This window comes from Pantoea sp. EKM20T (assembly GCF_011800485.1).
In the GTDB taxonomy this organism is placed as follows: Bacteria; Pseudomonadota; Gammaproteobacteria; order Enterobacterales; family Enterobacteriaceae; genus Pantoea; species Pantoea agglomerans.
The window spans coordinates 133,260-154,966 of the sequence record NZ_JAALFW010000003.1; the positions used below are offsets into that span (position 1 = coordinate 133,260).

Genomic DNA, 21,707 nt, shown 5'->3' on the forward strand with positions numbered 1-21,707 from the left:
TCAGTACGCAGTAATCCCGCTTCCCGCGCCCGTTAATCTCCCTGACGGCAAAGAGCAAACCGCCTCATCTGCCTTTCTTTTTTCTGCAATCCCTCTACAATCAAATCTCTGTTTTCTCAGCTAATCCCGCTTATGTCTCTGCTCGACCAGCTCGCGCGCCAGGCCGACCAGCGCGGCCAGAAATGGCTTATTGTGTTAGCACTTATGCTCTCTGCACTGCTCTGTCTCAGCCTGTGTGCCGGTGACAGCTGGATCGCGCCCTCAGACTGGTTCACGGAAAGCGGCAGGCTCTTTGTCTGGCAGTTGCGGCTGCCCCGCAGTCTGGCGGTGGTGCTGGTTGGAGCGTCGCTGGCGGTATGCGGTGTCGTGATGCAGGCGCTGTTTACAAATCCGCTGGCGGAGCCCGGCCTGCTCGGCGTCTCGAACGGTGCCGGTATTGGCCTGGTGCTCGGCGTGCTGCTGGGCAGCGGTTCGCTGTGGAGCCTTGGGCTGGCGGCGATGGCCGGTGCACTGATAATTACGCTCATCCTGCTGCATTTTGCCCATCGTCAGCTCTCGGTCACCCGGCTATTGCTTACCGGCGTAGCGCTGGGGATTATCTGTAGTGCCATCATGACCTGGGCGGTCTACTTCAGTACCAGCCTCGATCTGCGCCAGTTGATGTACTGGATGATGGGGGGCTTCAGCGGGATTGACTGGCGCTATGGCTGGATGATGCTGGCGCTGCTGCCGGTGATGCTGGCCCTGGGGGCGACCGGGCAGATTCTTAATCTGCTGGCGCTGGGCGAGACATCTGCCCGCCAGCTCGGACTGTCTCTCTTCTACTGGCGTAACCTGCTGGTGCTGGCCATGGGCTGGCTGGTCGGCATCAGCGTCGCGATGGCCGGTGCTATTGGCTTTATCGGACTGGTGATCCCGCATCTGCTGCGTATGAGCGGCATCAGCGATCACCGCTATCTGCTGCCGGCATCGGCGCTGGCTGGCGCAGGTGTATTACTGGCAGCCGATATTGTGGCACGCCTGGCGCTGACGTCGGCGGAATTACCGATAGGCGTCGTGACGGCGACACTGGGCGCGCCGCTGTTTATTATTTTACTGGTGAAATCTTCACGCTAGCTTCGGCTGGCGACTCTGCATCCACAACAGCATCCACAACAGGAAACAGCATGAACATATATCAAACTGAACTGGTTACGCTCGATGGGGAAAAAACCACGCTGTCACAATGGCAGGGCAAGGTACTGCTGGTGGTCAATGTTGCCTCGAAATGTGGTCTGACGCCGCAATATGAAGAGCTGGAGAACCTGCAGAAAGCCTGGCAGGATCAGGGCTTCAGCGTACTCGGTTTTCCCTGCAACCAGTTTCTGGAGCAGGAGCCGGGCAGCAGTGAGGAGATTAAAACCTTCTGCAGCACCACGTATGGCGTCACGTTCCCGATGTTTGCCAAAACCGAGGTGAATGGCGCAGGCCGTCATCCGCTCTATGCTCAGCTGATCGCTGCCCGACCTGACGCGGTGCGCCCGGAAGGCAGCGGCTTTTACGAGCGTATGGAGAGCAAAGGACGCGCGCCGAAAGAGCAGGGCGACATTCTGTGGAACTTCGAAAAATTCCTTATTGGCCGTGACGGCAGCGTGATCCAGCGTTTTGCACCTGACATGACGCCGGAAGATCCGATCATTCTGGAAACCATTAAGCAGGCGCTGGCAAAATAGATGCTGTTGCGCCTGCAACAGGCCGCCGTCCCCGGACGGTTGCTGCCACTGACCGGTGAGCTTGCCGCCGGTCAGCTGCTGCACGTGGCAGGCCCGAACGGTGCAGGCAAAAGCACCTTACTCAGTGTGATTGCGGGACTGCAACCCGCCTCCGGCACGGTGCTGCTGGACGAACAGCCGCTGAGTGACTGGAACGGCGCGGCGATGGCCCGGGTTCGCGGCTGGCTGCCTCAGCAGCAGGCACCGCTGAGTCAGATGCCGGTCTGGCACTATTTGCGTCTGCATCTGAAACAGGCGGCGGGGCAGACAGACGATCGCCTCAGCACGCTGCTGAAACGGCTTCAGCTGCAGGATAAGTTATCGCGTTCACTGACCCGGCTCTCCGGTGGTGAATGGCAGCGCGTCAGGCTGGCGGCGGTTTGTGTGCAGATTGATCCCCACATCAATCCACACGGGCGGCTGCTGATCCTTGATGAGCCCATGACCGCGCTGGATATCGCCCAGCAAAAAGCGGTGGACGATCTGATTGCCGACCTGTGCGCGGCGGGCATCAGCGTTATCGCCAGCAGTCACGACCTCAACCACAGCCTGCAACAGGCGGATCGGGTCTGGCTGATGGATAAGGGAGCGTTGATAGCCCAGGGTGAACCGGCTGAGGTTCTGACGCCGCAGCGCCTGACACCGATCTACCAGATTGCTTTCCGGCAGCTTGAACTTGAAGGACGCACGCTGCTGACCGTATTGCCCTGACACTTGCTACCCGGCGGGCTTTACCGCTACATTAAGCCGGTTGCAACTTCTGATAAGGACATTTGGCGATGCGCCTGGGTTTGCTGATTTTAGTTCTGCTGCTGACGGGATGCAGTCATCACGCTCCGCCGATTAATGGCCGTCTTTCCGATTCGATCACCGTGATTGCGGAACTGAACGATCAGCTCGGTAACTGGCGTGGTACGCCTTATCGCTATGGCGGCATGAGTCGTAACGGGGTTGACTGCTCCGGCTTTGTCTATCTGACTTTCCGCGATAAATTTGCGCTGCAACTGCCGCGCACCACCTCAGCTCAAAGCGATATCGGCACCCGAATCAGCAAAGACGAGCTGCTGCCAGGCGATCTGGTCTTCTTCAAAACCGGTCGCGGGGAGAATGGCCTGCATGTGGGCATTTATGACACCGATAACGCCTTTATTCATGCCTCAACCAGCCAGGGCGTCATCCGCTCCTCGCTCGACAATGTCTACTGGCGAAAAGTGTTCTGGCAGGCCCGTCGTATTTAAACGCAGGTCCGGGGAATCAGACTTAAGTCCAATTTTAAATAGAGTTAAAACAGAGAGTAAAAGGTTTATTTTAAATGACAGTTATTGAGCGTGGGTTTTAATAAACATAATAAACGCTTATTTAATTCCACTAATAACCGCTGTTTTATCGCTACTATTTGGCTTAAGGGTGATCGCCTGCTGCCAAACGGCAATGGAAGAGTAAAGAAGTTCGTCTCTTCAATGATTTGGCACTATTGCCTGCGCCTGACCATTACTATACGATATCCCCATCGCCGCATATTCTGGCATTAAAATGAAAATTCATCTTTCGGCCGACTATCAGTCGGAAATCTGGTTTTATCCTGTCTGTGATGTTAATGGGCGACTGACCGCTGTCGAGCTGGTCACGCAGTTTGTGCATGAAAGTGCCCCCATCACCCTGCCGCAGGATCTGTTGCTGCCGCAGCTCGATGAGTCGCAGCAGCTGCGCCTGCTGCAAAGTCAGATTGGATTGCTGGAGCAGAATCGCGGCTTTTTTGAAGCGCATTCCGTGTCAGCATTTATACGTATTGATGAAGGCATGGCCCGGACGCTGCTGGCCAGCGAATTAGTGATGCGCAAAATAAAGCAGTTGCCATTCATTCTGTTGAATATCACTGAAACGTTTCCGCAACTAAAACTGGGAAAAAATAATCCCCTGCTGGCAAGCCTGCATGCTGAGTTTAATTTAGCGATTTCTCATTTCGGCGCGGGTAAGACCCCCTCTAATGCGGTCTACGATAATTTATTCAGCTGCATCTGCCTGGACAAAGAGTTTATTCATTCGCTGGCAAAGCGCGCTTCATTCGTGCCATTTATTCAGAGCATTATCGATAATTTCCGCGCCCATTGTGACCGGCTCATTATTTGTGGCATTGATGACGACGTGCTGCTGGATAAAGTCAGCCAGCTGAGCGGTGCCGAGTTTCAGGGTGCGCTCTTCCCGGTGGTAAAATCTGACGCGCTGCATTCACTGATCTGCGCCGACGATCGTGTGCCATCCGCGCAGCATCCCGGCTGATACTTCCTGTTAATCCCCGCTATCAGCGTTACACTAGAGGACTAACCTTAAGTAACGCTGAGCATCGCATGGGAGAAACAATGTCCTCAGGCAAGGCCTCTTTCGATAACACCTGGTTCCGTGAACTTACCGTGTGTTACACCGCGCTGAACCCCACGCCACTGGCAGGCGGACGCCTGCTGTATCATAACGCACCGCTTGCAGCCTCAATGGGGCTGGATAGCGCGCTCTTTGCCGATAAGGGTCATGCCGTCTGGCACGGTGCCGCACTGCTGCCCGGCATGCAGCCGCTGGCGCAGGTCTACAGCGGCCATCAGTTTGGCGTCTGGGCGGGCCAGCTTGGCGACGGGCGCGGCATTCTGCTGGGTGAGCAGCGTCTGGAGGATGGCAGCAAGCTGGACTGGCATCTCAAGGGCGCAGGCCTGACGCCTTATTCCCGCATGGGGGATGGTCGTGCCGTGATCCGTTCCAGCGTGCGTGAGTTTCTCGCCTCGGAAGCGCTGCATCATCTGGGCATTCCCACTACGCGTGCGCTGACGCTGTCGATAGGTGATGAGCCGGTCTACCGCGAAACAACAGAGCGTGGCGCGATGCTGATGCGCATTTCCCCAAGTCATCTGCGTTTCGGTCATTTCGAGCATTTCTTTTACAGCCAGCAGCAGGAGAAAGTGCAGCAACTGGCCGACTACGCCATTCGCCATCACTGGCCGCATCTGGACGCTGAAGCAGACCGCTATCAACAGTGGTTTACCGACATTGTGTTACGCACTGCGCGTCTGATTGCGCTGTGGCAGAGCGTGGGCTTTGCTCATGGAGTGATGAACACGGACAACATGTCGATTCTGGGTCTGACCATCGACTATGGCCCCTTTGGTTTTCTGGATGATTATCAGCCTGACTTCATCTGTAATCACAGCGACTATCAGGGGCGCTACAGCTTTGAAAATCAGCCAATGATCGGTATGTGGAATCTTAACCGGCTGGCACATGCGCTGTCGGGTCTGCTGACCACCGAGCAGTTGCGGACGGCACTGAGCGCCTACGAACCTGAACTGATGCGGGTCTGGGGCGAACGGATGCGGGCGAAACTCGGTCTGCTGACGCAGCAGAGCAGCGATAATGAGATTCTGACCGATCTGCTGGCACTGATGACGCAGGAGCATAGCGATTACACCCTGACGTTCCGCCTGCTCAGTGAGACGCAACAGGCTGACAGCCGTTCACCGCTGCGGGATGAGTTTATCGATCGTGAGGCGTTTGATAGCTGGTATCAGCGCTACCGCAGCCGTCTGATGGATGAGCAGGTCAGCGATGCAGAACGTCAGGCCGTGATGAAGGCGGCCAATCCGGCGGTGATTCTGCGCAACTATCTGGCGCAGCAGGCGATTGAAGAGGCGGAGCGGGGAGAGCAGGGGGCGCTGGCACGTCTGCATCAGGCGTTACAGCAACCCTTTAGCGATCAGACAGCCGCTGAATATCGTCAGCGGCCGCCAGACTGGGGCAAAACCCTGGAAGTGAGCTGCTCCAGCTGATGCAGACTCAGAGGCGGTGAGAAACCGCCTCGGCCAGCAGGGCGAGCACCTTTTCGCTCTCCTGCCAGCCGAGGCAGGGATCGGTAATCGACTTGCCATAGACCAGCGGTTCGCCGCTGACGACTTTCTGATTGCCCTCTTCCAGGAAGCTTTCAATCATCACACCAGCAACGGCCTGCGATCCCGCTTTAATCTGTTCTGCCACCTCTGCCGCGACATCCATCTGACGACGATGCTGCTTCAGGCAGTTACCGTGACTGAAGTCGATCACCAGCTGCTGTGGCAGATTAAACGCCGACAGACTTTCGGCTGCGGCGGCGACATCACTGGCATGATAGTTAGGCTGTTTGCCGCCACGCAGGATCACATGACCATGCGGGTTGCCGCTGGTCTGATAGATAGTCATCTGGCCCAGCTTATCGGGCGAAAGGAACATGTGGCTGGCGCGCGCGGCGCGAATCGCATCCACGGCAATCTGTACGTTACCATCGGTGCCGTTTTTAAAGCCGACCGGGCAGGAGAGGGCCGATGCCATTTCGCGATGGATCTGGCTTTCGGTGGTGCGTGCGCCAATCGCGCCCCAGCTAATCAGATCGGCAATAAACTGGCCGATCACCATATCCAGGAATTCTGTGGCGGTAGGCAGGCCCAGCGCGTTGATATCAATCAGCAGCTGACGGGCGATGCCTATGCCGCGGTTCACATCGTAGCTCCCATCCAGATCCGGATCGGAGATTAAGCCTTTCCAGCCCACTACGGTGCGCGGCTTTTCAAAGTAGGCACGCATCAGAATCTCCAGCCGATCTTCATAGCGGCTGCGTAACGCGTTCAGACGCTCAGCATATTCCAGCGCCGCTTTCGGGTCGTGCAGCGAGCAGGGGCCAATCACCACCAGCAGACGGGGATCTTCACCCGTCAGAATACGGGCAATACGTTTACGGGCAGCGGTGACATTGTCGGCAATTGCCGGAGAGACAGGATGCTCAGCCGCCAGGCTGGCGGGGGTAATCAGACTACCAATGCGTGCGGTACGCAGTTCGTCGGTTTTGTTCATGGGTTTCTCGAAAACGGTTCTTCGCAGCGGTGAAATACCGGGAAGTGATGGTGGTCACAATAAACCATTAGTCTGCGAATTCAACCCGGAATTTAATAATGAAATCAAAAGCGACGGCAGCGCCGCTTTACAGTTCAGCGCCGGTTACCCATCAGTACATGCGGCGAGTCAGGCCCATAATGTCGAGAATTTTGGTCGCAATCTCCTCCACGGAGTAGTTGGTGCTGTTGAGATAGCGGATCTGATGAGTGCGAAACAGCGCTTCCACTTCGCCCACCTCCAGCCGGCACTGACGCATCGAGGCGTAACGGGTATTTTCCGCTCGCTCCTGACGTATCGCAGCCAGCCGTTCCGGATCGATGGTCAGCCCGAACAGTTTATTCTGATGCGCGCGCAGCGCGGGCGGGAGTTTAAGGTTATCCATATCGTCGGCAATGAATGGATAGTTGGCGGCGCGAATACCAAACTGCATTGCCAGATAGAGGCTGGTGGGGGTTTTGCCACAGCGCGAGACGCCTAACAGAATCACCTGCGCATCTTCCAGTCCGCGCAGCGAGATGCCGTCATCATGCGCCAGGGTGTAATCGATGGCCGCGATACGTGCGTCATATTTACCCAGGTTACTGGCATCCAGTCCATGGGTACGGTGTGCCACCGGCGCGGGCGATAACCCCAGCTCCTGCTGAAGCGGGGCGACCAGCGCCTGGACGATATCCTGACAAAAGCCGTCACTCTGTACGATGATGTCGCGCACTTCCGGCGTCACGATGGAGAAAAAGACCAGCGGCCGGACACCGCTCTGCTGATAGAGCGCGTTAATCTGGGCTTTAACCGCCAGCGCCCGCTGAACATTTTCCACAAACGGCAGCGTCAGGCTGGTGATATTGACCGGAAACTGCGACAGCACCGCATGACCCAGCACTTCAGCCGTAATGGCCGTACCATCGGAGATATAAAAAACGCTTCTGTCAGTTGTCATAACGAAATCAGCCTCAGACAAGAGTGAGCATTCAGCATGGGCCATGCGATTAAATAAATCATCTCTGATTTTAATTTCTGGAATGTCTGTCCGGATTATTTGTCTGTCGTTTCATCACGATACTAAAAATGAAAGGGTGGCTCGTTGAGCCAGCATTCTTTTTAATCCGTCGTTAAGCCGCAAATAGCCACGCAGTTGTTGCGCAACAAAAATGAATGCTTAAGTGGCTGAAAATCTGCCATTTCCTGTGGCATCAATCATTTAGAGAAAAAAGGCGACTTTGCGCAACAGCAAAATAATGCGCTCACAATTCCGAAACTGTGGCTGAAATTCTGCTTTAACGATTCAACAGATCGTTATTGAGAGGGTGATATGCCAGGCTGAAGACAGATTACTCCCTGTGTCCATTCATTGATAATTGATAAAGGATAAGCTCAATGTCCAGTAAAGGCGAACAGCCACTCGTGCTCTGGTATAACCAGCTTGGCATGCATGATGTTGACCGGGTGGGGGGCAAAAATGCCTCTCTGGGTGAAATGATTACTAATCTGTCGTCGCTGGGCGTTTCCGTGCCCAACGGTTTCGCGACCACATCCTACGCCTTTAACCTGTTCCTCGATCAAAGCGGGCTGAATCAGCGTATTTATGCGCTGCTGGATGAGACCGATATTGATGACGTTGATGCGCTGGCAAAAGCGGGTAAGCAGATTCGTCAGTGGGTCGTGGAGACACCGTTCCTGCCCGAGCTGGAGTCCGCCATTCTGGACGCCTATAAGCAGCTTTCTGCTGATGATGATGCCGCGTCGTTTGCCGTGCGCTCCTCTGCAACCGCAGAAGATATGCCTGACGCCTCTTTTGCCGGCCAGCAGGAAACCTTCCTGAATGTACAGGGCATCGACGCCGTCATGGTGGCGGTAAAGCATGTCTTCGCCTCGCTGTTTAATGACCGCGCTATCTCCTACCGTGTGCATCAGGGCTATGACCATCGTGGCGTTGCGCTCTCAGCGGGAATACAGCGCATGGTGCGTTCAGACCTGGCCGCCTCGGGTGTGATGTTCACCATTGATACCGAGTCCGGCTTTGATCAGGTGGTCTTTATCACCGCCGCACTGGGGCTGGGGGAAATGGTGGTGCAGGGTGCCGTTAACCCGGATGAGTTCTATGTGCACAAGCCAACCCTGGCAGCCGATCGTCCGTCGATTGTGCGCCGCAATATGGGCTCGAAAAAGGTTCGCATGGTCTATGCCGATTCCCAGGCGCATGGCGAGCAGGTGCGGATCGAAGATGTGCCTGAGGCCGAACGCGACCGTTTCTGCCTGAGCGATGAGGAAGTGCAGGCGCTGGCGAAGCAGGCGGTGCTGATTGAACAGCATTATCAGCGCCCGATGGATATTGAGTGGGCCAAAGATGGGCACACCGGCAAACTGTTTATTGTTCAGGCGCGCCCTGAAACCGTACGCTCAAATGGTCAGGTAATGGAGCGTTACACGCTGCAGGGGCAGGGCAGCGTCGTCGTGGAAGGTCGTGCTATCGGTCATCGTATTGGCGCAGGCGTGGTGAAGGTCATCCACGATATCAGCGAAATGAATCGCATTGAAAAAGGCGATGTGCTGGTGACCGACATGACCGACCCGGACTGGGAACCGATCATGAAAAAGGCGTCAGCGATTGTGACTAACCGTGGCGGACGGACCTGTCATGCGGCGATCATCGCGCGTGAGCTGGGCATTCCGGCAGTGGTGGGCTGTGGTGACGCCACCGACCGGCTGAAAGAGGGGCATAACGTCACGGTCTCATGTGCCGAAGGTGATACCGGCTACGTTTATGATCAACTGCTCGACTTCGACGTCACCAGTTCGCAGGTCGATTCACTGCCTGAACTGCCGCTGAAGATCATGATGAACGTGGGCAACCCCGATCGCGCCTTTGATTTCGCCTGTCTGCCTAACGAAGGCGTGGGTCTGGCGCGGCTGGAATTTATCATTAACCGTATGATCGGCGTCCACCCTAAAGCGCTGCTGGAGTTTGACCAACAGACGCCGGAGCTGCAGCAGCAGATCCGTAAAATGATGAAAGGATTTGATGATCCGGTGGAGTTTTACATCGCTCGCCTGACTGAAGGAATTGCCACGCTTGGCGCCGCTTTTGCGCCGAAACGCGTAATTGTCCGACTTTCTGACTTTAAAACCAATGAATATGCCAACCTGGTGGGTGGAGAACGCTACGAGCCGGAAGAGGAAAACCCGATGCTGGGATTCCGGGGTGCGGGTCGCTATGTCGCTGACAGCTTCCGGGACTGCTTTGCGCTGGAGTGCGAAGCGGTGAAACGTGTTCGCAACGAGATGGGCCTGACAAACGTCGAGATTATGGTTCCGTTTGTGCGCACCGTTGAGCAGGCGAAGGCTGTGGTGGAAGAGCTGGGGCGTCAGGGACTGAAGCGCGGCGAGAACGGGCTGAAGATCATTATGATGTGCGAGATCCCGTCCAATGCCCTGCTGGCGGATCAGTTCCTGGAGCACTTCGATGGCTTCTCTATTGGCTCAAACGACATGACTCAGCTGACGCTGGGGCTGGACCGCGACTCTGGCGTCGTCTCCGCACTGTTTGACGAGCGTAACGAAGCCGTGAAGATGCTGCTTTCAATGGCGATAAGGGCGGCGAAGCAGAAGGGGAAATATGTCGGAATCTGCGGGCAGGGACCGTCAGACCATCAGGATTTCGCCGCATGGCTGATGGAAGAGGGCATCGACAGTCTGTCACTGAACCCGGACACGGTGGTGGAGACCTGGGTGAGTCTGGCACAGTTAAATAAAACAGCCTGATACGGGTTGTTAGCACTCTTCAGGGCCCGCTATGCGGGCCTTTTCTGTTTATATCTGGTCAGATTCAGGCAAAAAAAAAGCCCATCACAGGGGATGGGCAAAGACTACACACAGCAATTCTTTACTCTACTCAGGGGAATGAGATTGTCTGAAAATCATCAGGTTGATTTCGAACATAGGAAACATGTTATTCATACGGCTGGCTGTCGTCTTTAAGAATCCTCTTATTAGTTTAAAGCCAATAATCTTTTGTGACCTTTACTTCGCCATTTGGCTTAAGAAACAGTGCAGAAAGTAATCTTTTTTGGCCCGAAAAGGTCACTTTCAGGCCAAAGGTGGCTTTTTTCTTAAAAATCGCTAATGGAAAACAGAATTTATCTGATCTGAGAGAAGGGGTGCGGTTAATCATCATTAACCGCACTAATCAATGCTTATGGGGGCTAGCGGCGCAGCGGGTTATTGCATCCCATCATACAGCAGTCGGGGTATCATCGTGATCCGCCAGGGCATCAGCCACGGCCAGTTGGTCACTATCTGGGGCAGGCGCTTCATGAACCCAGACGGAAACCAGACGATAAGAGACCGCCAGAACCACTGGCCCGATAAACAGACCAATCATCCCGAACGCAAACAGTCCACCAATAACACCAGAAAGAATCAGGATCATCGGCAGATCGGCACCCATACGGATCAGCATCGGGCGCAGCACGTTATCCATCGTGCCGACCACACAGCTCCAGACCAGCAGCACCGTTCCCCATGTCGTATCTCCGCTCCAGTAGAGGTAGATAATGGCGGGAACCAGCACCAGTAGCGGGCCGAGCTGTACCAGACAGCAGAGGATCATCAGTACCGTCAACAGCGTGGCGTAAGGAATGCCGGAGATCGCCAGACCGATACCGCCCAGCACGCCCTGCACCAGCGCCGTCACCACTACGCCAAGCGCCACGGCACGAATGGACTGCGCCGCCAGCAGTACGGCGGCATCACCGCGCCGTCCCGCCATGCGGAAAGCAAAGTGACGAATGCCCTGGGCAGCCTGTTCGCCACGCCAGTAAAGCAGCACGCTGAACAGTAACATCACGCCCAGATGGATCATAAAGCGTCCGAAATGACCGGCCTGCGCGACAAAAAAGCCGGTGGTACGGCCGATATAGGGCTGTATTTTCGCCATGACGCCGGCACCGCCGCTCGCCACCAGCGTGTCATAACTGACATAAAGCTTCTTGCCGACCATCGGTACATCGTTGAGCCATAACAGTCGCGGCATCATATGCCCCTGGGTAACCCAGGCAATCACCGGCGCGCTGTTATCAATCAGGCTGCTGACCAGCAGGGCGATAGGGATAATAAACAGCAGCAGCAGCAGCAGTGTCATCACGATCACCGCCAGGGAACGGCGTCCCCATAACAGTCGCTGGAATTTCAGCATCAATGGCCAGGTGGCAATCACCACCATGCTGGCCCAGGCAAAGCCCAGAATAAACGGCTGCACGACCCATAAACAGGCGACAATCAGCAGCAGAATGAACATCAGGGTGAAGAGTATTTGCGGTAAATCCATATCCCGGTACTGGCTTTTCATCATTGACTCATAACCTCGTCTTAATCCTTCATTTTCAGGCATTCGGATGCCGGTTTTTATCATGATCTATTTGCTGAGGATTAAACAGAGTCGCGGAGAAAGGTTTTTGCCTTTTCTGAAAAAAGGGCAGGCGCAGGAAAAATATGATAAAATGAGAAATCGCTAATCTATAAACGCAAACGTTTACAACACCTTCGGTCAGACAATCATGATCCCACAGATTTCGCAGGCACCGGGCCTCGTTCAACTGGTGCTGACGTTCCTTGAGTCGTTGAAAGAGCAGGGTTTTACCGGTGACATGGCAACCAGCTATGCCGACCGTCTCTCACTCTCCACCGATAACAGCATCTATCAATTGCTGCCCGACGCGGCGCTCTTTCCGCGCTCGACTGCGGATGTTGCGCTGCTCGCCCGCGTGGCCGGAGAAGCGCGCTTTGCCAGTCTGGTATTTACCCCGCGCGGCGGCGGTACCGGCACCAACGGTCAGTCGCTGAATCAGGGGATTGTGGTGGATATGTCGCGCTACATGAACCGTATCCTGGAGATCAATACCGATGAGGGCTGGGTGCGGGTTGAAGCGGGGGTGATCAAAGATCAGCTTAACGCCTGGCTGAAGCCATTCGGCTTTTTCTTCTCGCCGGAGTTATCCACCAGTAACCGTGCCACGCTGGGCGGCATGATTAATACCGATGCGTCCGGCCAGGGCTCACTGGTCTATGGCAAAACCTCGGACCATGTGCTGGGCCTGCGCGCCGTGCTGCTGGGCGGCGATATCCTTGATACGCGTCCAATGGCTACCGCGCTGGCTGAAACCCTGGCGCAGACGGCGACTCCCGAAGGCCGGCTCTATCAGCAGGTGCTGACGCGCTGCCGCGAGCATCGTGCGCTGATTCTGGAAAAGTTTCCAAAGCTGAATCGGTTCCTGACCGGATATGACCTGCGCCATGTCTTCAGCGACGATATGCAAACCTTTGACCTGACGCGCCTGCTGTGTGGTGCAGAGGGAACGCTGGCCTTCGTCACGGAAGCGCGGCTTGATATCACGCCGCTGCCTAAAGTGCGCCGACTGGTGAATATCAAATATGACTCCTTTGACTCCGCCCTGCGCAATGCGCCTTTTATGGTGGAAGCGCAGGCGCTCTCGGTAGAGACCGTTGACTCTAAGGTGCTGAACCTGGCGCGTGAAGACATTGTCTGGCACTCAGTGCGCGAATTGATCGCCGATGTACCCGACAAAGAGATGCTGGGTCTGAATATTGTTGAGTTTGCCGGCGACAACGCCGCACTGATCGATCAGCAGATTGAACAGCTTTGTGGCCGCCTTGACGCACTGATGGCGCAGCAGCAGGGCGGCGTGATTGGCTATCAGTTCTGTAACGACCTGGATGGCATTGAACGCATTTATAACATGCGTAAAAAAGCGGTGGGTCTGTTGGGAAATGCCAAAGGCCGGGCTAAACCCATTCCCTTTGTGGAAGATACCGCGGTTCCACCGGAAAAACTGGCGGACTACATCGTCGAGTTTCGCGCGCTGCTCGACAGCCACGGGTTGAGCTACGGCATGTTTGGTCACGTTGATGCAGGTGTACTGCATGTGCGTCCGGCGCTGGATATGTGCGATCCGCAGCAGGAGATGATGATGAAGCAGATCTCCGACGAAGTCGTAGCGCTGACAGCGCGCTACGGCGGTCTGCTGTGGGGTGAACATGGCAAAGGGTTTCGAGCCCAGTACAGTCCGGCATTCTTCGGTGAGACGCTGTTTAACGAATTGCGCCGCATCAAAGCGGCCTTTGATCCGCTCAATCGCCTGAACCCGGGCAAGATCTGTACGCCATACAACAGTAATGATGAAATGATGCAGGTCGATGCGGTGAAGCGCGGAACCTATGATCGTCAGATCCCGTTAACGGTCCGGGATGAATGGCGTGGCGCGATGGAGTGTAACGGCAACGGGTTGTGTTTTAACTTTGATGCCCGCAGCCCGATGTGTCCCTCCATGAAGATCACCCGCAACCGCATTCACTCGCCCAAAGGGCGGGCAACACTGACGCGGGAGTGGCTGCGGCTGCTGGCCGGGCAGGGCGTCGATCCGCTCACCCTGGAAAAGCAGCTGCCTGAAAATCGGCTGTCGCTTCGCACCCTGATTACCCGTACCCGCAATAGCTGGCACGCCAGCAAAGGGGAGTATGACTTCTCGCACGAGGTGAAAGAGGCGATGTCGGGCTGTCTGGCCTGCAAAGCCTGCTCTACCCAATGTCCGATTAAAATTGACGTGCCCGCTTTCCGCTCGCGCTTCTTACAGCTCTACCACACCCGTTATCTGCGTCCGGTCAGCGATCACCTGGTGGCTGCAGTGGAGGGCTATGCGCCGCTGATGGCAAAAGCACCGAAAGTGTTTAACTTCTTCCTGCGCCAGCCGTGGCTGAAAGAGATAAGTAAAACCCATATCGGTATGGTCGATCTGCCTCTGCTTTCGGCCCCAAATCTGAAACAGCAGCTCAGTGGTCATCCCGCCATGAACATGACGCTGGAGCAGCTGGAAGGGCTGTCAGCCGCTGAACGCGCAAACTGTGTGCTGGTGGTGCAGGATCCTTTTACCAGCTTCTATGAGGCGGAGCTGGTTAACGATTTTGTCAGGCTGATTGAGAAACTGGGCTACCGGCCCGTGCTCCTGCCATTCTCGCCAAATGGCAAAGCGCAACATGTGAAAGGTTTCCTGCAACGTTTCGCCCGCACGGCGTCCCGCACCGCCGATTTCCTGAATCGGGTGGCAAAACTGGGGTTGCCCATGGTCGGTGTCGATCCGGCCACGGTGCTCTGCTATCGCGATGAGTATCGTCAGACGCTGGGCGAATCACGCGGCGACTTTAACGTCCTGCTGGTACATGAGTGGTTAGAGCGTGCACTGGCAGAGCGTGACGTGCAGGCCACGGGCGGAGAATCCTGGTATCTGTTTGCACACTGCACCGAGGTGACCGCGCTGCCCTCCACCCCGAATCAGTGGCAGGCGATCTTCTCCCGTTTTGGCGCGAAGCTGGAGAACATCAATGTTGGCTGCTGCGGTATGGCTGGCACCTACGGTCACGAAAGTAAGAACCTTGAAAACTCGCTGGGGATCTACGCGCTCTCCTGGCATCCCCAGCTTCAGCGCCTGCCACGCCAGCGCTGCCTGGCCACCGGCTATTCGTGCCGCAGTCAGGTCAAGCGTGTCGAGGGCAACGGAATGCGTCATCCGCTTCAGGCATTGTTAGAGCTAATGTAAAAAAATTGTGCGCGACGTCACGCCCTGGCTGGATTAGAATATCCAGCCTGCGTGACGCATGAAGTCACTTTGCAGCGCAGTGGCCTGGTTCCACTCCCCGACCATTGCCAGTTGATGGCAGAGGCGGGTCAGGGATAATCGCGCCAGTTGATAAGCCTGAAGGCGAAACAGGCGATCGCGATCGCTGTTTCCCATCTCCTGCACCAGTCGGTGATGCAGTTTACCCATGGCATGCAGGTAACTCTGGTCGTCACCGTTCAACTGGCAGATTTCTGCCATATCCTGACAGGCATCGTTAAACTGACGTAGCTGATGAATCGTACAGTCGGCCCGGTCGAGCTTTGCCTGCGCCATATAAAAGTCGACGGTGATATCACGCACCGCAAACTGATATTCGTCGATTTTGTGCTGCAGCCAGGCTGAGACAGAAAGCGTCATAACGCCACCCTGAATGTGAATGATAATAATTATCATATTCAATTGAGCTGTGATTGCAATTGGCGGGCAGAAAAATTTATCGATTTATCCTGCCTGTCGGTATAATCGGAAATAACAATCTGTTTACATCGCAGAAAGGCGTAACCTATCAATAAGCATTTTTATCAAAAATGGTTATTTAAAAAAGATTGATTTATTAATAGGTTAACACTGGCTTATTTATGCTGACGCGCTCACCACAAGGTGAGCTGAAGAGGCTATGCTTAATAATTAAGCAAATAAAACCGCACAAGATGATTATCCCTGCAAAACAAGAGGTTGAAGTGATTGGTCAGATCACTACCATAGGGGGATAGCCTGAAAAGGTCCGGACTCAAGAGGTATCAACATGGCATCCGTTAATACAGACTCTTTCTCACCCGACGATTTTGTCTGGAAAGGGCTGACGCTGACTGAAACCGCAGCGCAACAAATTCTCAATCTGGCGGCTCAGGACCCCGATGTCAAGGGTCTGCGGCTCGGCGTAAAACAATCCGGCTGCGCCGGTTTTGGTTACGTCATGGATCTGGTGAAAGAGCCAGTCGAGGATGATTTGCAGTTCTCATTCCATGGCGCAACGCTGTTTGTGCCGCTACAGGCGATGCCATTCGTTGATGGCACCGAACTGGACTACGTTCGTGAAGGCCTGAATCAGATTTTTAAATTTAATAACCCTAAAGCTCAGCACGCCTGCGGGTGCGGTGAGAGCTTTGGCGTCGAGTAAGTGAAATATGTCACGACACAGCGAAACATCTGACGATGTACAAATCTGGGAAGGCAAGCTCAACTACAAAGAGGGCTTCTTTACCCAACTGCAAACCGAAGAATTTGCCAACGGCATCAATGAAGATGTGGTGCGGGCGATCTCGGCCAAGCGTAACGAGCCAGAGTGGATGCTGGAGTTTCGTCTTAAAGCGTTTCGTGCCTGGCTTGAAATGGAAGAGCCACACTGGCTGAAAGCGCACTACGAAAAACTCGACTACCAGGATTACAGCTACTACTCCGCGCCTTCCTGCGGCAACTGTGATGACAGCTGCGCATCAGAACCCGGTGCACTGCAGGCTTCAGGCAGCGCGCCAGCCAGCGATTATCTGACACAGGAAGTGGAAAACGCCTTTAATCAGCTGGGTGTCCCGGTGCGTGAAGGCCGTGAAGTGGCGGTTGACGCCATTTTTGACTCCGTTTCGGTGGCGACCACCTATCGCGGCAAGCTGGCGGAGCAGGGGATTATCTTCTGTTCCTTTGGCGAAGCGATTCAGGAGCACCCGGAGCTGGTGAAGCAGTATCTCGGCACGGTTGTTCCGGCGAACGATAACTTCTTTGCGGCGCTGAACTCGGCGGTCGCCTCTGACGGCACCTTCGTTTATATCCCGAAAGGGGTGCGTTGCCCGATGGAGTTGTCGACCTATTTCCGCATCAACGCAGCGAAAACCGGTCAGTTCGAACGCACCATCCTGATTGCCGATGAAGACAGCTACGTCAGCTACATCGAAGGCTGTTCAGCGCCAGTGCGTGACACCTATCAGCTGCACGCGGCCGTGGTGGAAGTCATCATCCACAAAAATGCCGAAGTGAAATATTCGACGGTTCAGAACTGGTTCCCGGGCGGCGAAGGTGAGGGGGGTATCCTGAACTTCGTAACCAAGCGCGCGCTGTGTGAAGGCGACCACAGCAAGATGTCCTGGACACAGTCTGAAACCGGCTCTGCTATCACCTGGAAATACCCAAGCTGCATTCTGCGCGGGGACTATTCAGTGGGTGAATTCTACTCAGTGGCACTGACCAGTGGTCGTCAGCAGGCCGATACCGGCACCAAGATGATCCACATTGGTAAAAACACCAAATCGACCATCATCTCCAAAGGGATTTCGGCCGGTAAAAGTCAGAACACCTATCGCGGGCTGGTGAAAATCATGCCAACCGCGACCAATGCCCGTAACTTTACGCAGTGTGACTCGATGCTGATCGGTCCTGATTGCGGCGCACATACTTTCCCGTATGTGGAGACCCGCAACAATACTGCTCAGCTTGAGCATGAAGCCACGACATCACGTATCGGCGAAGATCAGATGTTCTACTGTCTGCAACGCGGTATCAGTGAAGAAGACGCCATCTCGATGATCGTGAACGGCTTCTGTAAAGACGTATTCTCGGAGTTGCCACTGGAATTTGCTGTGGAAGCCCAGAAATTGTTAGCCATCAGCCTTGAGCACAGTGTGGGCTGATGCCGTCACACGCGTTGCCGGAAGCAATGTGAAGGAATAAGTATGTTAAGCATTAAAGATTTGCAGGTCAGTGTTGAAGATAAAGCCATTCTGCGTGGCCTGAATCTCGAAATTAAACCCGGCGAAGTGCATGCCATCATGGGCCCGAACGGCTCAGGTAAAAGCACCCTGTCAGCGACGCTGGCAGGCCGTGAAGATTATGAAGTAACCGGCGGTTCGGTCAGCTTCAAAGGTAAAGATCTGCTGGAACTGGCCCCTGAAGAGCGCGCCGGTGAAGGCATCTTTATGGCATTCCAGTATCCGGTAGAAATTCCGGGCGTCAGCAACCAGTTCTTTTTACAGACCTCGGTCAATGCGGTACGCAAATATCGTCAGCAGGAAGAGCTGGATCGCTTCGATTTCCAGGACTTCATTGAAGAGAAAATTGAGCTGCTGAAGATGCCCGCAGATCTGCTGACCCGCTCAGTCAACGTTGGTTTCTCCGGCGGTGAGAAGAAGCGTAACGACATCCTGCAGATGGCGGCACTGGAGCCAGAGCTCTGCATCCTGGATGAGACCGACTCAGGCCTGGATATCGATGCGCTGAAAATCGTGGCGAATGGCGTAAACAGCCTGCGCGACGAGAAGCGTGCCTTTATCATCGTGACCCACTACCAGCGTATTCTGGATTACATCAAGCCAGACTTCGTTCATGTTCTGTATCAGGGCAAAATCGTGAAATCTGGCGACTTCTCGCTGGTGAAACAGCTGGAGGAGCAAGGTTATGGCTGGCTTACCGACGAAGAGTGATTCTGCGCTGCAACAGTGGCATCACCTGTTTGAGTCGCGCGGCGACGTGCGTTCTCTGCAGGCACAGCAGCACTGGCAGCAACTGATGCGCGTTGGCCTGCCAACCCGCAAGCACGAAAACTGGAAGTACACGCCGCTGGACACCTTACTGTCACAGCAGTTTGTACTGCCTGACGCGCCGCAGACCCTGAGCGCTGAACAGGTTGATGCACTGGCGCTGCCGCTGGATGCGATCCGTCTGGTCTATGTTGACGGTCAGTTCCAGCCAGCCTTCAGCAGTCGCGACTGCGAACTGTTTGAGGTTCAGCACAGCGTGGCCGCCGAGCGCCGTCCGCTGCCTGCTGCGGTTCAGCCTGAAGTCTTCCTGCATCTGACAGAGAGTCTGGCTGAAGAGGTGACGACCCTGCGTCTGGCACGCGGTAAATCCGCTGCGCGTCCGGTCTATCTGCTGCATATCACCAGCGGTCAGCAGACGGGTATGAACACGGTTCACTATCGTCATCACCTGCAGCTGGAAGAGAGTGCCGAAGCGGAAGTGATTGAGCACTACGTTTCACTGGATGAGCGCGCCCATTTCACCGGCACGCGCTTTACCTTTGCGGTTGGCGACAATGCAAAACTGACGCACACGAAGCTGGCCTTTGAAAGCAGCGCCAGCTATCACTTTGCGCATAACGATCTGGTCATTGGCAATGATGGCCAGGTCAGCAGCACCAGCTTCCTGCTGGGTGCCGGGCTGTCGCGTCACAACACCAGTACCCAGCTGAATGGCGAAAACACCACGCTGGCTATCAACAGCCTGGTGCTGCCGGTGAAACAGGAAGTGGCGGATACCCGTACTTACCTGGAGCACAACAAGGGCCACTGCGTCAGCCGCCAGATGCATAAAACCATCGTGCGCGACAAAGGCCGTGCGGTGTTTAACGGCCACATTAAAGTGGCACAGCATGCGCTGAAGACCGACGGGCAGATGACCAACAACAACCTGTTGCTGGGCAAGCTCTCAGAAGTCGATACCAAACCGCAGCTGGAAATTTATGCGGATGACGTCAAGTGCAGCCACGGTGCCACCATCGGTCGTATTGATGATGAGCAGATGTTCTACCTGCGTTCGCGCGGTATTGAGCAGGATGCTGCACAGACCATGATTATTCATGCGTTTGCCGCAGAACTGACCGAAACACTGGAAAATGAGGTGATGCGTCAGGCCGTGCTGCAGCGTATCGCGCAACGTTTTCCCGGAGGCGACATATGATGAACTTCGATCTCGAACGCGTCAGGGCTGATTTTCCTATCCTGAAGCGTGAGGTCAACGGTCATCCGCTGGCCTATCTTGACAGTGCGGCCAGCGCACAGCGTCCACTCTCGGTAATTAACGCCGAGAGTCATTTCTATCAGCACGGCTATGCGGCCGTGCATCGTGGTATCCATACGCTGAGCCAGCAGGCGACCAGCGACATGGAGAACGTGCGCGATCAGGCTGCCCGTTTTATCAATGCGCAGTCACAGGAAGAGATTGTCTTCGTCAAAGGCACCACCGAAGGCATCAATCTGGTGGCGAACACCTGGGGCAGCAGTAACCTCCAGGCTGGCGATAACCTGATCATCACTGAGATGGAGCATCACGCCAATATCGTTCCATGGCAGATGCTGGCCCAGCGCACCGGCGCAGAAGTGCGGGTCCTGCCATTAAATGACAACGGTGAGCTGGCGCTGGAGCAACTGGCGGGGCTGATCGACAGCCGTACGCGGTTGCTGGCGGTGACGCATGTTTCAAACGTGCTCGGCACGGTTAATCCGGTTAAGACGATCGTTGCTCAGGCAAAAGCCGCTGGCGTGGTAACGCTGGTGGATGGTGCCCAGGCGGTGATGCATGACAAGGTTGATGTGCAGGATATCGGCTGCGACTTCTACGCCTTCTCCAGCCATAAACTCTATGGACCGAACGGCGTGGGTATTCTCTACGGCCGCAAAGCGCTGCTGGATGAGATGCCACCATGGGAAGGGGGCGGTTCAATGATTGAGCGCGTCATGCTGCCTACCGGCACCACCTGGAACAGTGCGCCGTGGCGCTTTGAAGCGGGTACGCCGAATACCGGCGGTATTATCGGCTTTGGTGCGGCGATGGCCTATGTGCAGGCGCTGGGACTGGATACGATTCATCAGCGCGAGACGGCACTGATGAACTATGCGCTCGATAAGCTGGGCACCGTTCCGGATATCCAGATCTACGGTCCGCAGTCACGAGCTGGCGTTATCGCCTTCAATCTCGGTAAACATCACGCCTACGATGTCGGCAGCTTCCTGGATCAATATGGCATTGCCATCCGCACCGGACATCACTGCGCGATGCCGCTGATGCAGCATTACAATGTACCGGCGATGTGCCGTGCCTCCTTCACGTTCTATAACAGTGAAGAGGAAGTGGATCGTCTGGCTGCCGGTTTGACGCGCATTCATCGTCTGCTGGGCGGCTGAACAGTTTTAACGGAGTCACTGATGGCGAATTTGCCTGAAAAAGAGAAACTGGTTCGCAACTTCAACCGTTGTGCTAACTGGGAAGAGAAGTACCTCTACATTATTGAGCTGGGTTCAAAGCTTCCGGAATCTTCTGAAACCTTACACCAGCCGGAGAACGTGATTTCGGGTTGTCAGAGTCAGGTGTGGATCAGAATGACCCCGCAGGCGGATGGTTCCATTGCGTTTGAAGGCGACAGCGATGCCGCTATCGTTAAAGGTTTGATTGCTATCGTATTTAGCCTCTATCAGAACCTGCCGCCCGCCGATATCCTGGCGCTGGATGTGCGCCACTGGTTTGGCGAACTGGCACTGATGCAGCACCTGACGCCCACCCGGTCGCAGGGGCTGGAGGCGATGATTCGGTCTATTCGCCATACCGCTCAGAACCTCAGCTAAGTTACACTCCACAGACGCCATCCGGCGTCTGTTTT

At 55.2% G+C, this 21,707-nt stretch carries 18 protein-coding genes and 1 other RNA gene; 14 read left to right on the top strand and 5 right to left on the bottom strand.

The genetic code is table 11. From position 1 onward, the window contains the following. The first annotated feature begins 132 nt into the window (after positions 1-132). From btuC to HFD94_RS06590, 6 genes are all read left to right on the top strand, one after another. Positions 133-1,116 carry a vitamin B12 ABC transporter permease BtuC gene (gene btuC / locus HFD94_RS06565; RefSeq protein ID WP_033771623.1) on the top strand — a complete coding sequence of 328 codons (984 nt, stop codon included), beginning with the start codon at positions 133-135 and terminating at the stop codon, positions 1,114-1,116. A 50-nt stretch (positions 1,117-1,166) separates the two neighbouring features. Continuing rightward, positions 1,167-1,712, top strand: a complete 546-nt coding sequence (locus HFD94_RS06570; protein ID WP_010670029.1) for a glutathione peroxidase — start codon at positions 1,167-1,169, stop codon at positions 1,710-1,712. Further along, positions 1,713-2,462, top strand: coding sequence for a vitamin B12 ABC transporter ATP-binding protein BtuD (gene btuD, locus HFD94_RS06575; RefSeq protein ID WP_045140417.1), 750 nt, complete (start codon positions 1,713-1,715; stop codon positions 2,460-2,462). Between the two features lie 68 nt (positions 2,463-2,530). After that, entirely contained in the window at positions 2,531-2,989 is a 459-nt protein-coding gene (locus HFD94_RS06580; protein ID WP_010245666.1) for a C40 family peptidase, read from the top strand. Between the two features lie 295 nt (positions 2,990-3,284). Then, positions 3,285-4,031, top strand: a complete 747-nt coding sequence (locus HFD94_RS06585; RefSeq protein ID WP_033757480.1) for an EAL domain-containing protein — start codon at positions 3,285-3,287, stop codon at positions 4,029-4,031. 80 nt (positions 4,032-4,111) lie between these two features. Beyond that, positions 4,112-5,563, top strand: a complete 1,452-nt coding sequence (locus tag HFD94_RS06590; protein WP_167432931.1) for a YdiU family protein — start codon at positions 4,112-4,114, stop codon at positions 5,561-5,563. Between the two features lie 7 nt (positions 5,564-5,570). On the opposite strand, the gene HFD94_RS06595 is transcribed toward HFD94_RS06590, so the two are convergent. Continuing rightward, positions 5,571-6,617 (bottom strand): 3-deoxy-7-phosphoheptulonate synthase, encoded by a 1,047-nt coding sequence (locus tag HFD94_RS06595; protein ID WP_167432932.1) that lies wholly within the window; start codon positions 6,615-6,617, stop codon positions 5,571-5,573. A gap of 151 nt (positions 6,618-6,768) precedes the next feature. Then, positions 6,769-7,596, bottom strand: coding sequence for a pyruvate, water dikinase regulatory protein (locus tag HFD94_RS06600; RefSeq protein ID WP_010245652.1), 828 nt, complete (start codon positions 7,594-7,596; stop codon positions 6,769-6,771). Between the two features lie 437 nt (positions 7,597-8,033). Between HFD94_RS06600 and ppsA the strand changes: the two genes are divergently transcribed. Further along, positions 8,034-10,418, top strand: a complete 2,385-nt coding sequence (ppsA, locus tag HFD94_RS06605) for a phosphoenolpyruvate synthase (protein WP_010245649.1) — start codon at positions 8,034-8,036, stop codon at positions 10,416-10,418. A gap of 69 nt (positions 10,419-10,487) precedes the next feature. Here the strand turns inward: ppsA and rprA are convergent. Further along, positions 10,488-10,595, bottom strand: an RNA gene (rprA, locus tag HFD94_RS06610) — antisense sRNA RprA. Positions 10,596-10,887: 292 nt separating this feature from the next. Then, a complete protein-coding gene (ydiK, locus tag HFD94_RS06615) occupies positions 10,888-12,006 on the bottom strand; it encodes an AI-2E family transporter YdiK (protein WP_371742527.1) in 1,119 nt (372 codons plus the stop codon). A gap of 205 nt (positions 12,007-12,211) precedes the next feature. On the opposite strand from ydiK, the gene HFD94_RS06620 reads away from it, so the two are divergent. Next, positions 12,212-15,265 carry an FAD-binding and (Fe-S)-binding domain-containing protein gene (locus tag HFD94_RS06620; protein ID WP_122888934.1) on the top strand — a complete coding sequence of 1,018 codons (3,054 nt, stop codon included), beginning with the start codon at positions 12,212-12,214 and terminating at the stop codon, positions 15,263-15,265. 33 nt (positions 15,266-15,298) lie between these two features. Here the strand turns inward: HFD94_RS06620 and HFD94_RS06625 are convergent, their stop codons facing one another. Then, entirely contained in the window at positions 15,299-15,703 is a 405-nt protein-coding gene (locus HFD94_RS06625; RefSeq protein WP_010670035.1) for a hypothetical protein, read from the bottom strand. Between the two features lie 388 nt (positions 15,704-16,091). Here HFD94_RS06625 and sufA point away from each other — a divergent pair, with 388 nt between their 5' ends. From sufA to sufE, 6 genes are read left to right on the top strand one after another with little or no spacing between them, the layout of a single operon-like run. Continuing rightward, positions 16,092-16,466, top strand: coding sequence for a Fe-S cluster assembly scaffold SufA (gene sufA / locus HFD94_RS06630; RefSeq protein ID WP_010245637.1), 375 nt, complete (start codon positions 16,092-16,094; stop codon positions 16,464-16,466). A 7-nt stretch (positions 16,467-16,473) separates the two neighbouring features. Next, on the top strand, positions 16,474-17,967 hold the full coding sequence (gene sufB / locus HFD94_RS06635) for a Fe-S cluster assembly protein SufB (RefSeq protein ID WP_010245634.1): 1,494 nt from the start codon (positions 16,474-16,476) through the stop codon (positions 17,965-17,967). Positions 17,968-18,009: 42 nt separating this feature from the next. Then, positions 18,010-18,756 (top strand): Fe-S cluster assembly ATPase SufC, encoded by a 747-nt coding sequence (gene sufC / locus HFD94_RS06640; protein ID WP_010245631.1) that lies wholly within the window; start codon positions 18,010-18,012, stop codon positions 18,754-18,756. Further along, the gene (gene sufD / locus HFD94_RS06645) at positions 18,731-20,011 is read left to right on the top strand and encodes a Fe-S cluster assembly protein SufD (RefSeq protein WP_052271702.1); all 1,281 of its coding nucleotides are present in this window, start codon (positions 18,731-18,733) and stop codon (positions 20,009-20,011) included. The genes sufC and sufD overlap by 26 nt, the downstream gene beginning before the upstream one ends. Then, positions 20,011-21,234 (top strand): cysteine desulfurase SufS, encoded by a 1,224-nt coding sequence (gene sufS, locus HFD94_RS06650; protein ID WP_052271722.1) that lies wholly within the window; start codon positions 20,011-20,013, stop codon positions 21,232-21,234. Before sufD ends, sufS begins: the two co-directional genes overlap by 1 nt. 21 nt (positions 21,235-21,255) lie before the next feature. Beyond that, positions 21,256-21,672 carry a cysteine desulfuration protein SufE gene (gene sufE, locus HFD94_RS06655; RefSeq protein WP_010245623.1) on the top strand — a complete coding sequence of 139 codons (417 nt, stop codon included), beginning with the start codon at positions 21,256-21,258 and terminating at the stop codon, positions 21,670-21,672. The last annotated feature ends 35 nt before the right edge of the window (positions 21,673-21,707 follow it).